The organism is Streptococcus sp. XMC (assembly GCF_021341835.1).
In the GTDB taxonomy this organism is placed as follows: Bacteria; Bacillota; Bacilli; order Lactobacillales; family Streptococcaceae; genus Streptococcus.
Genome location: NZ_JAJTNQ010000004.1, coordinates 39,187 through 53,978, shown reverse-complemented (window position 1 = coordinate 53,978; position 14,792 = coordinate 39,187). Strand labels below are relative to the sequence as shown.

At 42.7% G+C, this 14,792-nt stretch carries 17 protein-coding genes; 7 read left to right on the top strand and 10 right to left on the bottom strand.

Annotated elements, in window-relative coordinates:
- The first annotated feature begins 19 nt into the window (after positions 1–19).
- Positions 20–859 (top strand): MurR/RpiR family transcriptional regulator, encoded by an 840-nt coding sequence (locus LXO72_RS07845; protein ID WP_126403602.1) that lies wholly within the window; start codon positions 20–22, stop codon positions 857–859.
- A 374-nt stretch (positions 860–1,233) separates the two neighbouring features.
- On the opposite strand, the gene LXO72_RS07840 is transcribed toward LXO72_RS07845, so the two are convergent.
- From LXO72_RS07840 to LXO72_RS07805, 8 genes are all read right to left on the bottom strand, one after another.
- Positions 1,234–2,127, bottom strand: coding sequence for an ROK family protein (locus LXO72_RS07840; protein ID WP_233332020.1), 894 nt, complete (start codon positions 2,125–2,127; stop codon positions 1,234–1,236).
- Between the two features lie 30 nt (positions 2,128–2,157).
- Positions 2,158–3,075 carry a dihydrodipicolinate synthase family protein gene (locus tag LXO72_RS07835; protein WP_233332019.1) on the bottom strand — a complete coding sequence of 306 codons (918 nt, stop codon included), beginning with the start codon at positions 3,073–3,075 and terminating at the stop codon, positions 2,158–2,160.
- Between the two features lie 45 nt (positions 3,076–3,120).
- Entirely contained in the window at positions 3,121–3,768 is a 648-nt protein-coding gene (locus LXO72_RS07830; RefSeq protein ID WP_233332018.1) for a YesL family protein, read from the bottom strand.
- Between the two features lie 21 nt (positions 3,769–3,789).
- Positions 3,790–4,242 (bottom strand): YhcH/YjgK/YiaL family protein, encoded by a 453-nt coding sequence (locus LXO72_RS07825; RefSeq protein ID WP_233332017.1) that lies wholly within the window; start codon positions 4,240–4,242, stop codon positions 3,790–3,792.
- 164 nt (positions 4,243–4,406) lie between these two features.
- Positions 4,407–5,246: a carbohydrate ABC transporter permease gene (locus LXO72_RS07820; RefSeq protein ID WP_048717106.1), complete on the bottom strand. Its 840-nt coding sequence runs from the start codon at positions 5,244–5,246 to the stop codon at positions 4,407–4,409.
- A gap of 15 nt (positions 5,247–5,261) precedes the next feature.
- On the bottom strand, positions 5,262–6,149 hold the full coding sequence (locus LXO72_RS07815) for a carbohydrate ABC transporter permease (protein ID WP_048717104.1): 888 nt from the start codon (positions 6,147–6,149) through the stop codon (positions 5,262–5,264).
- A gap of 203 nt (positions 6,150–6,352) precedes the next feature.
- Positions 6,353–7,669 (bottom strand): extracellular solute-binding protein, encoded by a 1,317-nt coding sequence (locus tag LXO72_RS07810; protein WP_233332016.1) that lies wholly within the window; start codon positions 7,667–7,669, stop codon positions 6,353–6,355.
- A gap of 142 nt (positions 7,670–7,811) precedes the next feature.
- On the bottom strand, positions 7,812–8,510 hold the full coding sequence (locus LXO72_RS07805; protein ID WP_048788698.1) for an N-acetylmannosamine-6-phosphate 2-epimerase: 699 nt from the start codon (positions 8,508–8,510) through the stop codon (positions 7,812–7,814).
- A 537-nt stretch (positions 8,511–9,047) separates the two neighbouring features.
- Here LXO72_RS07805 and LXO72_RS10160 point away from each other — a divergent pair.
- The 6 genes from LXO72_RS10160 (at position 9,048) to LXO72_RS07780 (ending at position 10,223) form a co-directional block, all read left to right on the top strand.
- Entirely contained in the window at positions 9,048–9,176 is a 129-nt protein-coding gene (locus tag LXO72_RS10160) for a hypothetical protein (RefSeq protein ID WP_267913793.1), read from the top strand.
- Between the two features lie 33 nt (positions 9,177–9,209).
- Positions 9,210–9,356, top strand: a complete 147-nt coding sequence (locus LXO72_RS07800) for a class IIb bacteriocin, lactobin A/cerein 7B family (RefSeq protein WP_233332015.1) — start codon at positions 9,210–9,212, stop codon at positions 9,354–9,356.
- Positions 9,357–9,361: 5 nt separating this feature from the next.
- The gene (locus LXO72_RS07795; RefSeq protein ID WP_164555422.1) at positions 9,362–9,532 is read left to right on the top strand and encodes a hypothetical protein; all 171 of its coding nucleotides are present in this window, start codon (positions 9,362–9,364) and stop codon (positions 9,530–9,532) included.
- Positions 9,533–9,685: a class IIb bacteriocin, lactobin A/cerein 7B family gene (locus LXO72_RS07790; RefSeq protein ID WP_233332014.1), complete on the top strand. Its 153-nt coding sequence runs from the start codon at positions 9,533–9,535 to the stop codon at positions 9,683–9,685. It abuts the gene before it with no gap.
- A gap of 196 nt (positions 9,686–9,881) precedes the next feature.
- A complete protein-coding gene (locus LXO72_RS07785; RefSeq protein WP_129270552.1) occupies positions 9,882–10,049 on the top strand; it encodes an alcohol dehydrogenase in 168 nt (55 codons plus the stop codon).
- Positions 10,050–10,061: 12 nt separating this feature from the next.
- Entirely contained in the window at positions 10,062–10,223 is a 162-nt protein-coding gene (locus LXO72_RS07780; protein WP_006595272.1) for a hypothetical protein, read from the top strand.
- Between the two features lie 316 nt (positions 10,224–10,539).
- Here LXO72_RS07780 and LXO72_RS07775 read toward each other — a convergent pair whose 3' ends face one another.
- Both LXO72_RS07775 and adhE read right to left on the bottom strand, forming a co-directional pair.
- On the bottom strand, positions 10,540–11,589 hold the full coding sequence (locus tag LXO72_RS07775; protein ID WP_023027479.1) for a zinc-dependent alcohol dehydrogenase family protein: 1,050 nt from the start codon (positions 11,587–11,589) through the stop codon (positions 10,540–10,542).
- Between the two features lie 220 nt (positions 11,590–11,809).
- Entirely contained in the window at positions 11,810–14,461 is a 2,652-nt protein-coding gene (adhE, locus tag LXO72_RS07770; protein WP_233332013.1) for a bifunctional acetaldehyde-CoA/alcohol dehydrogenase, read from the bottom strand.
- Positions 14,462–14,792 lie beyond the last annotated feature (331 nt).

Below are 14,792 nucleotides of genomic sequence, written 5' to 3'. Positions count from 1 at the left end.
AGTTGAAAGGAGGACCGCTGTGAAACAAGATCGTGATCTCCGAAGCATTATTAAGAGCCATCAAGAAGAAATGACGGAGCTAGAGTTAGACATTGCCCGCTATTTTTTATCTCCTGAAGCACAGCAACACTCTCTTTCCTCGTCTAGAGTGACGGAACTGTTGCATGTATCAAAAGCTGCTTTGACCCGTTTTTCCCAAAAGTGTGGCTTCACAGGCTACCGTGAATTTATTTATCACTTTAACGAAGAAACCAAATCTCAAAAGCAACAATCCCCGCACGACGAATTAACCCAGGATGTCTTGCGTCGCTACCAGCAGGTCCTTCAGGCTACAGAAAACCTAGCCAAAGATGACCAAATCAAAGAAGTCGCCAACTTAATCACTCAAGCAGATCGGGTCTACTTCTTTGGAAAAGGAAGCTCAGGATTGGTCGCTTCTGAGATGAAACTTCGTTTCCTCCGACTTGGCGTTGTTTGTGAGGCCTTAACCGATCAAGACGGCTTTGCATGGACGACCAGTATCTTGGATAAATCCTGTCTGGTCATTGCCTTCTCTCTGTCGGGAACCACACGCTCGATTATCCATAGTCTCTTAGATGCTCAAGAAATGGGTGCAAAAACGGTTCTTCTTACTGCTCAACCAGACGCTATCAAGGATGACTTTACGGAAATTTTACCAGTTGCTCCCCTACCTGGAAGCACTTATATTGACCGTATTACGGCAACCCTTCCCTTCTTAACCACGATTGATTTAATCTACGCTCACTTTCTTGAAATGGATCGGGAGCGCAAGGAGAAAATTTTCAATAGCTATTGGGAAAACAAAAAACTCAATGGCTACGATTCACGTAGACGTTAATCTTCCGATTTATCACCAGGAGCTGAGGATCCTTTCCTCTGCATTCTAGTTTTTTTCTAAAAAAATGATGCTCACCACTTAGGTGAGCATTTTTTGAATGTAGACAAACTATTGTTTTACATAAAACGGCTAGATAATTTTCAAAAATTGACTTATATTTATAGTCATTTAAGAAGATTAAAAACTTTCCGCTGTGAGAAAAGTTTCTGAAACACTTGTGTTTCAGGAACTAGGGAGTTTTGGAACCTTAGGTCCAAAACTACGTCATGGAACTTCTTCGAAGTTCGCTGACGTCCGTACTCACCTAAGGAAAGTTTTTCAGAAGACTTTATTTTAAATCAAAAATGCTCACCTAAGTGGTGAGCATTTTTGATTTAATTGCGTCTGGCTTGTTGTTGTTTGAAATGGTAGTAAGCTCCTATCATCCCTGCCGTATTTTGATGATGCGCAAACTCCAAGTGCGTCTTGTCTGCTAGGCTTGGAACGAGGGAGTCTTTCAGGGCAGCTGAAATCCTTGGTTTCAAAATAGCTTCCTGTCCCATGACTCCACCACCAAGAATGACCACTTGAGGATTGACAACATAACAGATATTGGCAAGCCCCTTGCCCAAGTAATCAACCATGCGATCAATTCCTGCCATACAGATGGTATTTCCTTGAGTCGCCTCCTTAAAAATGCGACGACCACTCCATTGTTCAACAGGATCCCCATGCTGCTTGGCAACATATTCAACCAAAGCCGTCGTCGAGGCCAAATCTTGGAAGGCCCCATCTTGAAGATGAAGGTAACCTACCTCGCAGGCAGAATTGCTAAAGCCATGGAAAATCTCCCCATTGATCAAGAGACAGCCACCAATGCCAGTACCAACCGTTAAACAGACGGCAACTTGAGCCCCCTGGCCATTCCCTGACATCACTTCTGCTAAACCAGCACAGTTGACGTCATTTTCAATTTCGCAGGGGATTTGATAGGTCTCTTCAATTTCTTTTTTGAACTGAGTTCCTGCATAATTAGGAATCTGAGGGCCTGCATAAAAGATTTCCCCCTTATCGGGGTCAACCATCCCAGCTGACGAAATACAGACTCCAAGAATGGTATTTTCTTCGAGGTAAGATTCTACTAAAGCTTTGGTTTTCCCTAGAATCCCAGGTCCCCCTTTTTCAGCTTCTGTCGGCATTTCATGCGACTCGATCAAATTCTCTGCTTCATCAATCAGACCATATTTGATATTGGTCCCACCGATATCAATCGCTAGGTAATAGGCCATACACCTCTCCTTTCCGATTTACACTCTTTTTTAGAGGAAACGTTCCTTGACTTCACGGATTAAGCTAGCTGCTTTTTGGACCACTTCCTGGTCTGCTTCAATTACTGGACTTAATGGACTCCGAACAGATCCCAGTTCTAGACCTTCATTGATCCGCAAGACTTCTTTAATGACGCCATACATGTTTCCATGAGCAGACGTCAAGACTCCGATAATGCCATTGATGGCAAACTGCAAGGCACGCGCAGTTTCCAAGTCTTTCTCAGCAATCAGCTGATTGAGTTTCAAGAAGAGCTCCGGCATAGCACCATAGGTGCCTCCAATACCTGCTCCTGCTCCCATAAGGCGGCCACCTAAGAATTGTTCATCTGGACCATTAAAGACGATATGGTCATCGCCTCCCAAAGAAGCAAAGGTCTGGATATCCTGAACAGGCATAGAGGAATTCTTCACCCCAATCACCCGTGGATTTTTCAACATTTCTTTATACAGACTCGGTGTCAAAGCCACCCCTGCCAATTGCGGGATATTGTAGATGACAAAGTCTGTGTTTGGCGCTGCTGCGCTGATTTCATTCCAGTAGTGGGCAACACTGTATTCTGGCAAGCGGAAATAAATTGGCGGAATGGCCGCAATGGCATCTACTCCTAGCTCTTCTGCATGTCGTGCCAATTCCACGCTGTCCTTGGTATTGTTGCAGGCCACGTGAGCGATGATGGTCAATTTCCCTTTAGCCACTGCCATGACTTCTTCCAAGACTAGCTTGCGATCGGCTACGCTCTGGTAGATACATTCGCCGGAAGATCCGTTGACATACAAGCCCTGCACACCTTTCGCGATAAAATATTCTACCAGCGCACGTACCCGCTCCGGGCTAATTTCTCCTTGGTCATCATAACAGGCATAAAAAGCCGGGATGACTCCTTCATATTTTTTTAAATCTGACATTCTTTTCTCCTTTCACGAATGTTTACCAAATCCTATTTTTCTTTTTTATTCTTTAAAACGAGCAAATATCTTTTCCATCAATCCAACCTGTAGGAAGGTCAGGCTAGAAAAACCAATCAAGAAGAAGACCATGAGTCCTAGTAGAAAGCTTAAGACAGAAGTCATAAACACCATAGCTACTAGCAACAAGAGAGCCCCCATAACGAAGAACCATGGGAAATACAAACCAGATACAATCAGAGCTTTTTGAAGGCATTCTACCCAAGTCAATTGGTAACGCGCCGCAATTGGATAGGCCGCTAGCATGACCAGAACTAGGAAGATAAAGAGCCCTAGACAAACAGCTTTTAACACCTGCATTGGCAAGGCTGTCTGGCTCCAAAAGAGGAACAAGTCAAAGAGACAGATCCCTGAAATGAGCAACTCTATCCCTCCGAGCTGAAGCCCCAACTTCCAATTTTCACGAAAGGCGCTGATGTAGGTCCGAATGACTGGTAAGCGACGCTGGTGTTTGATGGCAAAAACCGTTTGATACAAACTAATCTTTGCGATCCCGATTGTGACAATCGGCAGACAGCTCAGCACAAAAAGAAGATTGACTGTGACTAAGTCCGCTATTTTCTCGCTGATTCGCATCACCAGATTGTCAGTATTAAAAACTGTTTTGATCAATCCTGTTTCTCTTTGTGACATACCGTCTCCTTTCTGACTCTCTTAATCGATTAAAATTTTCACTAACTGTTTTCGAACGGTATCTTCTTGACCCGCATAGCCATTGGGCTGATGAGGTTCCCCTGGGAAGAAAATCGCAAAATTATGATACCCCAGATGAAGTGGATAAGACTCCTGGCAATGGACAAAACCGATGTCCGATGCTTCATCAAAGGCGAGCGCCTCACCTGTCACACGAGATCCATAACTCGAAAACTCATGTCCTTCTACCAAAAGATGCAAATCGGCATATTTTTTGTGATGCTCAAAGCGATTGCTTTCTTCTTTATTGAGGGTGTTTTCTTGAACGACGAGAAAGACCTTATCCCCATCAATGTCGTATCTTCCCAATTCAAAAGAATCCTTCCGATGCTCATAGAGAAAGTCAATGGCCTGATCTAGATTGGGATGAATCCCTTTGTAAAAGGTGATGTTTTTTAAATCATCAAATATCATACACTTTTCCTTTCGACACTTCTTAGGACGAGAAAAGAAAACAAGTGATTTCTTCCCCTGCCCCCTCTAGGGCACCGATGAGGTGTAAAGCCTGCAAGAGCCCCACACCTCTCAGCCTAGAAAAAAGTATCTGTACACTATTATCGTTTGTCCAAGCAGACGGCTTATCCCTTGACCGCTCCCATGGTAATCCCTTGAGTGAAGGATTTTTGGAAAACGAGGAAGACCGTAACGATTGGTACCGCAGCTAGGGCTGCCCCAGCCATGATTAAGCCATAGTTGGTGGCCATTTCAGCCTGCATGGTCGCTACCCCTAGTGAAATAGTCAAGTTTTGACGAGAGGTCAGCATTACCAATTGCATAAAGTAGTCGTTCCAGGTATTGATAAAGGTAAAGATGGCAAGGGCTGCAAACCCCGGCTTGACAATTGGGAAGGCAACGCTCCAGAAAGTCCGCAACTCTCCACAACCATCGATCTTAGCAGATTCTAAGAGTTCTGTTGGGATGTTTTCACTAAACTGCTTCATCAAGAAGACCCCGAATGGCCATCCAACCAATGGTAGAATAACCGCTGCTAGAGTATCATGGATTCCCATAAAGTTGATAATACGTACCAATGGAACCAAGACAACTTGTTTTGGAAGGGCCATGGCTGCGATAAAGGTAGCAAAGAGAATCCGCTGACCATAGAAGCGTTTCTTAGCCAAGACATATCCTGCCAAGGAAGAGGTCATACACACCAAAAGCATGGTAGCAAGGGAAATAAAGACACTGTTCCACAACCATTGTAGAGCTGGGTTTTGAACCATCAATTGTTGGAAGTTTTCCATGGTTGGTGTCTTTGGCCACCATTGAGGTGGGATCATAATGGTATCTGGCTGAGACTTAAAGGCCCCTGTCAAAATCCAATAAAATGGGAAAATGAACAAGACCGTCAAAAGGAGCAAAATGATCGTTGAAATCACTGTAAAGGCAGTGATGGGTTTCTTTTGTGTTGGTTTCATCTGAGGCTCCTTTCTTTAGTATTCCACGTCGTTTCCGAGAATCTTGAATTGCGCAAAACTGATAATGGCAATCATCACCGCAAGGAAGACACCCATGGTGTTGGCATAACCGTATTCAGACAGTTTAAAGGCTTTTTCGTAAAGGTAGTACATAAGGGTACTCGTTGAGTAGTTAGGACCACCGGATGTCAACAATTGGATCAAGGCGAAACATTGGAAAGAGTTAATGGTCGTAATGATCGCAATGTAAAGAGTTGTTGGCAATAAGCTTGGCCATTTGATCTTCCAGAAAACTTGAAGTTCTGTCGCACCATCGACACGCGCTGCTTCTACGAGAGAATTATCAATATTTCCCATAGCAGCGATGTAGAGGATGATTGGTTGACCAACGGAGGTGGTCAACAAGATGATGATAATGGCCATCAAAGCCCAGTGTTTGTCTCCCAACCAAGAAATGTTTTGGTTGATGACATGTCCAGATTTCAATACAAAGTTCAAAATCCCTGATAGCGGATCATAGATCCATTTCCACACAACCGTTACCGCTACACTCCCTGTAACAACTGGAAGGAAGAAGACGAAACGGTAGAAGGAACGCGCAATGGCATTTTGATGATAGGTCTGAGAAGCCACAAACAAGGAGAACAATACTACGATCGGAACCGAGCCGATAACGATGATGACAGTATTGATCAAGGACTTGATAAAGACCTTATCCGCAAACATGCGGGAATAATTTTCAAGACCAACGAATTTGAAGGAGGTCATCGAGTAGTTGAAGAAACTAGTGACAAACCCCATAATCATTGGTGCTAATACAAAGACAATAAAGAAGATTAAAATGGGTGCTAAGAATGCGTAGGAAACCAGCGTCTCCCTCATTCGGATTTTGTTTACCTTCACAATAAGGCACCTCCTGATGTTCTTTTTCTATTTTTTCCTTGATTCCTATGTGGAACGGATAGCACTGCCCTTTCCTACATATGATAATTAGGAGAGCGAAAACACGAAGGCCCCCTCTTTCAATCTACACATGGAGATAAGAAATCGAGGGGACCTATGCTTTCTTATTTCTATGAAAGGATCATTTGAGTTTCATAGATGATCTATTTTTTCTTGATCGTTTCGTTTGCTTTTTCAGTAAAGGTCTTCAAAGCTGGTTCTGCTTTTTCATCCCCGTTTGAAACAGATTGCAACATTGGGAACCAAAGTGTACGCATTTCTGCAAAGCCGTCGATTGTGTTGTAGTATGGTGAGTAGTATTGAGTCCAAGTGCTGATGGTTTCCATCCGTTTGTCATCATACAATTTACCAAATGAGCTACGAACTGGGAAGGCACCTGTACGAACAACGTTCTTAGGACCCCATTCTTTGTCATCCGCGATGAATTGAACAAATTTCTTAGCTGCTGCTACTTTCTTTTCATCCTTGTTGTTGAAGACTGCAAAACCATTGACAAGGTATTCCAATTTTGGTTTGCCTGTATCAGATGGGAATGGCACTTCGACTACTTCAACTTTACTTGCATCCAACAATTTAGCTTGGATACCGTTTTGTGAAGGCGCCCACAAGATAGTGTAAGAAGTTTGTCCGTTAGCGAAGTTTTGGATGTCTGCTCCACCGTCGAATTGGGAACCATTCATCATCAAACCATCATTGATCCATTTAGAAGCTTTTTCTAAACCTTTGACAAATTTTGGATCATCTGTTGTATACTTGGTTACTTTTTCATCTGTTACAGAACCACCGTAAAGGTTAGCAATAAAGGCACGAGTACCTTGGTCTCCACCTTGACCGTTACTGAAGAGTGATCCTGGTGTGTAACCTTTGTCTTTCAAAGCTTTCAAGACTTTTTCAAAGTCGTCTGTTGTCCAGCCTTCTTTGACAAGGTCTAGGACTCCTGCATCTTCCAACATCTTCTTGTTCATCGCCATGTAGAATGGTGCTGAACTGATTGGGTACATGTAGGCAGTGTCGCCAGCTTTACTAGCTTGGATGATATTGTCGTTGTTGACATCTTTTACAAAATCTTCTGTAAAGAGGTCGTTCAAGTCAGCCAATTTACCATTTTTACCGTATTGAATAATCCGCCCTGGTGCGTCAAAGAGCACGTCTGGAGCAGTTCCAGCTTCGATAGCTGTCGTAATCTTTTCAGGACCAGATTTGAAGTCGATGGTTTCTAGTTTAACTTTGATATCTGGATTGGCTTTTTCGAAGGCTTCGATAATTGATTTTTCGTAGGTTCCGACACCATCTTCAGCTTTTTCTTGTGTAAAGACTGGGAAAGCCCACCAAGTGATTTCTGTTTTACCAGAGTTATCGCTTGAAGATTCAGACTTAGATCCTCCTCCAGATCCACAAGCTGCAAGTGCTAGCACCGCCGCACCAGCTACCAACGAGCACAGTACTTTTTTCATTTTCATGTGATTTCTCCTCACGTTTGCGGTAAGATTTCTCTTACTTAGTGTATCCTCACTGAGGACGGTGATTGTTAAATATTCTCATTTCTACTGGATGATTTCTCTCTTCCTAGCTTCCTCCTTGTCTCTTTTTACTGTTCTTTTTTTATTTTAAAGCTGCGACGAAGCGTTCTGTAATTTCTTTAGGTCGCGTAATAGCTCCCCCTACCACAAGCCCTCTGACACCCAAGTCATGAATTTCTTTGGCTTGTGCAGGATAGTGGATCTTACCTTCCGCAATGACATCGACACCCGCTTGGCAAAGTTGGCGAATCAAGTCAATGTCAGGTCCGTCTACTTTCGGGCTGTAATCTGTGTAGCCCGATAAGGTTGTTCCGACAAAGTCAACCCCTGCTTCGACAGCTGTTAAGCCTTCTTCAAAGGTGCTGATATCTGCCATCAAGAGTTGATCAGGATATTTCTCCTTCACTTGCTGGATAAAGTCGACAATCGATAGACCGTCATGACGCGGACGTTTGGTACAATCTAGGGCAATCACTGCGATATCTAATACGGCCAATTCATCTACTTCTTTCATGGTAGCAGTAATGAATGGTTCTTCAGGAGGATAATCTCTCTTGATGATCCCGATAATCGGAAGCTTTGTTACTTCCTTGATTTCTTTGATATCGCGGACACTATTCGCCCGGATTCCAACCGCCCCTCCTTGCTCAGCTGCTTTGACCAAGAGAGGAATCACACCTCCTGCCTCTGTGTAGAGAGGTTCATGAGGAAGCGCCTGACAAGAAACGATAATGCCGTCTTTGATCTGTTGAATTAATTCTTCTTTTGTGATCTTGGACATACATTCCATCTCCTTTGTTTATTACGTCAACTCGAGTACTTGTAAGGTTATTATATAGCATTTTTAAAGCGCTTACAATATTGTCGAGCCATTTTGATAATAGTTTCATATTTTAAACTATTATCCCATTCCTCTGAAACTAGTTTCAGAGATGCAAACATTCTAAAACTTTTTAAGAAATTTTTTCCATTTCCAGATTTTTATACGAATAGTATAAGTGACCAAACAAAAAGAAAGGAGGACCACAGATGTACTATACTCCCATTATCATCCCATGGTTTTTGTATTACTTCTTCCGCAAATAAATAAGGAAAGGGAATACCGAACATGAAAAAGAATACACAATTTTTTATTCTATTACTATTCTTATCACTGATCATCCTGTAAGGAGATATCATGAAAATAAGGAAAAATAAAAAAATGGCACTCATCATACTCGCTAGCATTCTAGCACCCGTTTTGATGTATGGCATCTATCAAGTAGGCTACGAACTAGGAAAAACACTAGCCAATGTGCTCTAACAGAAAGGAAATATCATGACAACAATTGATAAAAAGTTTTCAAAACTAAACGAAGCTGAACTAGAAGAATGTACTGGAGGTTTCATCCCTTTCATCCTGATTCCTCTTGGACTTTTGGCTTTAAGTAGTTGCCAAAGAAAGTAATAACAGATAATACATTAGAAAAGGAGATAGCTTATGACACAAACAAATCAACTGATTGACAATCAATTCACTACTCTGACGGATGAAGAGTTAACTCATGTCAACGGTGGGGTAGCACCTTTTATCATCTACGGAGGATGCATCATCACTGGTCTAGCCCTTGGCTTCATTTTAGGATAAGGCTTATGAAACGACATTTACACACCATTATTTTCGCCATCATTATCGGATTAACCATGTTACACGATGCACATCTGATTGCGTTTCAACCCAATATGAATTTAGCCATTGCAGCCACAATCTATTTGGCAGTCGATGCTACCCTAAAACAAGTAAAAAATAAAAAGGAAAACTAAATGACAACAGAATTCACACAAAACTTTGTAACCTTGACGGAAGATGAACTAGTCGATGTTAGCGGCGGAGCAGTAGTTTCAGCAGGAGTCTGCGTCGCCCTCGTCGCTCTATGCTATACAATCGGTAAAGATATCAAAAAGAAATTCTTCTAAAAGGAGGCATTTCTATGATTTCTCTACCCTTTATCACCCTCATCCTTTTGACAGGATACTGCATTCTTGATAAAAAAGCGCCCAAACAGGTAAAAGGGTACTTTCCTAAATTCGCGATTGCCTTCATGGTCACTTTCACCATTCTCAACGAGGCAATTGATTTACTGTACACAATCTTACATTAAGGAGGACACCTATGGATACAAGCATCCATTATACTTGCCTAACGGAAGCTGAACTGGCGACCATTGATGGAGGAGTCTCCGTCTTTGACTCGGCAAAATTCATCGTTCAAACATGGAATATTTTATACAATTCCGGACGTGATTTTGGCCGTAGTATCATCAATGGCATCATGCACTAGAAAGGAGCAAGCATGAAACTCGAAGAAACACGTTTTAGAAGCTTGTCCGAGCAGGAACTCAGCCATGTAGATGGTGGATCCGTCTGGATTACTGTCGGACTAATCGCAACTCCCCTACTCATGGGAACCTTCGCTGGTGCCTTTGACGAATACGCTCGCAAACGAGGCAAATAGTAACACTTCTTTATCATCTCACTTAACAGTACAAACATCCCAGCTATCATTCTATAGCTGGGATGTTCTATTGTTTAAACGATCCTTTTAAGCAGAAAAATGAGGCTGGGACAAAAGTCCTAGCCTCTCAATTATTTTTGGATTGTTGAGAAAGACGCAGTGGTTGAGTGGGCTCTACCACGCTGATTTCATCAGCTTTTACAGCCCTACTCAACTGTGCGGAGGTGGGACGACGAAATCGAATTCTGACGAATTACCGATTTCTGTCCCACTCTCATTTTTCTATCTTATTTAGGCGATGGAACCATCCAACTTCTTAGCTGAGGTCGTTATCAATAATGACTTTCAAGGCATTGTTTTCGCCAGCATGTTTGAAGATTTCGTATGCCTTTTCTGCTTCTGACAGTTTAAAATGATGGGTCACCAACTTCGTTGCATCAATCTTACCAGATTTCAAGACGTTAAGAAGCATTTCAGTTGTATTGGCATTGACCAAACCGGTATTGAGCGTAATGTTCTTGATCCAAAGGTCATCAAGATTGAAGCTAACTGGTTTACCATGTACTCCGACGTTGGCAATATGACCGCCGACAGAGATAATATTTTGACAGACATCAAAGGTAGCTGGATAGCCCACACATTCCATGGAGATATCAACACCACGACCATCAGTCACTTCATTGATAAAGGCCTTGATTTCATCAATATCACTTGAACAGATGGTATGAGTAGCCCCAAACTTCTTAGAAGCTTCAAGACGTGATTCTGACAAGTCTACCATGATAATGGTAGCTGGTGAGAAGAATTGTACGGTTAAGAGGGCTGCCAAACCGATTGGCCCTGCACCAACGATACAAACGTTGTCTCCAGGTTTCACGTGAGATGGGAGCACACCAATCTCATAGGAAGTAGGCAGAATATCAGAGAGCATAACCAAGGCTTCGTCATCTACAGAAGCTGGTGCATGATAAAGACTCCCGTCTGCGTGAGGGATATGGACATACTCTGCTTGGGTACCGTTGATCAAGTGACCAAGGATCCAGCCCCCATCTTCACAGTGGGAAGGCAAGCCACGTTTACAGTAGTAGCAAGTGTTACAAGCTGTTACGCAAGAGATGATAACCTTGTCTCCTACCTTAAAGTTCGTAACCGCATCGCCGACTTCTTCGACAATCCCAATTCCTTCGTGACCCAGGATGGTCCCTTCTTTACAAGCTGGAACATCACCACCCAAAATATGGAGGTCTGTTCCACAAATGGTCGTTTTCACTAAACGCACAATCGCATCAGTTGGTTTCTTGATCACTGGTTTTGGTTGATCAATCAACTGAAGATTTCCTGCGGATACATATGTTGCTGCTTTCATAAGCGACTCCTTTTTTGTTGGTTTTATCAAACCATTTTATTACAGCTTTTATTTTGTGAATATTATAACATATAAAGTAAGCGCTTGCAACTTATTTATTAGATTTCTTTATAAGATAATTTTCAGATCACAAAAACCAATTTTAGCATTAAAATAAAGAAAAATCCCTCGCTCTTTTGAGCGAGGGATAGCTGATAAACATCAGTTGTTCTCTAGCGTCTTATTTACGACGTCCTGGACGTTCTTTGTAACCATAGTATGCATCTTCGATGATTTCTTGCATGTGGTCTACCATTGGAAGACGTGGGTTAGCTGGTGAACATTGATCTTCGTAAGCAAGGAAGGCCAATTCGCGAGAATGTTTCTTCCATTCTTTTTCATCGATTCCTTGTGCTTTGAAGTTCATTTCGATACCTACGCGCTCACCAAGTTCGTAAACAGCTTTCGCGAAAGATTCAACCCCTTCTTCTGGTGTAGAAGCTGGAAGTCCAAGCATACGAGCGATGTCTTGATACTTCTCATCTGCACGGTAGTAGTTGTACTTAGGCCATGTTGCTGTCTTAGCTGGACGTGTACCATTGTAGCGGATAACGTATGGAAGCAAGATTGCATTGGTCCGTCCGTGGATGGTGTGGAATTGCGCACCAATCTTGTGGGCCATTGAGTGAGAAATACCGAGGAAGGCGTTGGCGAAGGCCATACCTGCGATGGTTGACGCATTGTGCATCTTTTCGCGTGAATGGAAGTCCGCGTTCTTCACTGAGCTTTCCAAGTTTTCAAAGACAAGTTTGATGGCTTGAAGCGCAAGACCATCTGTGTAGTCACTGGCCATTTGAGATACGTAAGCTTCAGTCGCGTGAGTCAAGACGTCCATACCAGTATCAGCCGCAACAGATCCTGGAACTGTCAATACCAAAGCAGGGTCTACGATGGCAACGGTTGGTGTCAATGAGTAGTCAGCGATTGGGTATTTACGGTTGTTTGCTTTATCTGAGATAACGGCAAATGGTGTTACTTCAGATCCTGTACCAGATGTTGTTGGGATCGCAATGAATTTAGTCTTCTTACCAAGCAATGGGAATTTGAAGGCACGTTTACGGATATCCATGAATTTTTGTACAAGGTCACGGAAGTCCACTTCTGGTTGTTCGTAGAAGAGCCACATTACTTTGGCAGCATCCATTGGTGATCCACCACCAAGAGCAATGATCGTATCTGGTTTGAAGGAACGCATGATCTCTGTACCACGTTCAACAGTTGTGATGTCAGGATCTGGTTCAACGTCTGCAAAGATTTGGTAAACTACCTTATTGCGACGAAGGTCAAGCTGTTCGATGATACGATCAAGGAAACCAAGCTCTACCATAGCGTGGTCTGTAACGATCATGACACGTTCAACGTCACGACATTTTTGTAGGTATTCAATTGAATCACGTTCAAAGTATGTTTTTGAAGGAAGTTTCATCCATTGCATGTTATTTCTCCGGCGTCCGACTTTTTTGATATTCAAGAGGTTGATGGCACTAACGTTGTCCCCAACAGAGTTGCGTCCGTAAGAACCACATCCAAGTGTCAATGATGGCAAGAAGGCATTGTAAACATCCCCGATACCACCGAAAGTCGAAGGAGAGTTGCAGATCACACGAATGGCTTTAACTGCTTTACCAAATTCTTTGGTCAATTCTTCATCTGCTGTATGGATGGCAGCTGAGTGACCAAGACCGTTGAATTCAACCATTTGGCGTGCTTTGTTAATTCCGTCTTCACGGCTTTCAGATTTCAAGACAGCGATGACTGGTGACAATTTTTCACGAGTCAACGGTTCTTTTTCGCCAACTTCTTTACATTCTGCCGCAAGAATATTGGTTCCTTCTGGGACTGAGAAGCCAGCTTGTTCTGCGATCCATGCTGCTGGTTTCCCAACGATGTCCGCATTCAATTTCGCACCTGCACAGTTCTTGCTGTTAGCTTTCACACCGAAGCAGAACTCTTCAAGAAGGGCTTTTTCTTTTTTGTTAACAAAGTAAGTGTGGTAAGATTTGAATTCTTCAACAAACTCATCGTAGATTTCTTTATCGATGATGACCGCTTGTTCAGACGCACAGACCATACCATTGTCAAATGATTTAGACATAACGATATCGTGTGCTGCTTGGCGGATGTTAGCTGATTTTTCAACATAGGCAGGAACGTTTCCGGCACCGACCCCAAGAGCTGGCTTCCCACATGAGTATGCTGCTTTAACCATGGCGTTACCACCGGTCGCAAGGATAGTCGCAACTCCTTCGTGGTTCATCAGGGCACTGGTTGCTTCCATAGATGGTTGCGTAATCCATTGCACACAGTTTTCAGGAGCTCCTGCTTTAATCGCTGCATCGCGGACGATTTGTGCCGCATGAGCAGATGATTCTTGAGCTGATGGGTGGAAGGCAAAGACGATAGGGTTCCGTGTCTTCAAGGAAATCAAAGCTTTAAAGATTGCTGTTGAAGTAGGGTTGGTTGTAGGTGTGATCCCGCAGACAACTCCGACTGGCTCAGCAATCAAGGTCAAACCAGTGACGTCATCTTCTGAAATGACACCAACTGTTTTCGTGTGACGCATGTTATTTACTACGTGTTCACAAGCGAACAAGTTCTTAGTCGCCTTGTCTTCAAAGACTCCACGACCAGTTTCTTCATAGGCATGAAGAGCGAGCTCACCGTGTGCGTCAAGAGCTGCTACAGATGCTTTCGCCACAATGTAGTCGACTTGCTCCTGATCCAATTTGCGCATTTCTTCAAGCGCTACGAGCGCTTTTTGCACCAACTCGTCTACGTGTTTTTCAGCAGCGAGTTTCTTTTCTTCAGGTGAGAGAGTTTTTTTATCAGCCATTTGATGCTTTCCTCCAATGTTTGAAACCCTTATCCTTTTCCGGAACTTTTTCCTGTTTTCAGAAACTTTCAAGAATAGTGTAAGAAATTTCGATTTGTTAATTTTTTCACAATATTATTGTACTCTATTTTAGAAAATTTGTAAATAGTTTCACAAAGATTTTTTTAACTTTTTTCCATGAACCCTCCTTCTCCTTCTATACAGGAGTATTTTCAAGAAAAAATTGAAGGATTTTTTTGAGAACGCACTTCAATTTCACAAACAAATATTTTCACGCAATTTTTGTAAGCGTTTTCTTAATTTTACTAAAAAAAGCAATTTTCTTCAAGTG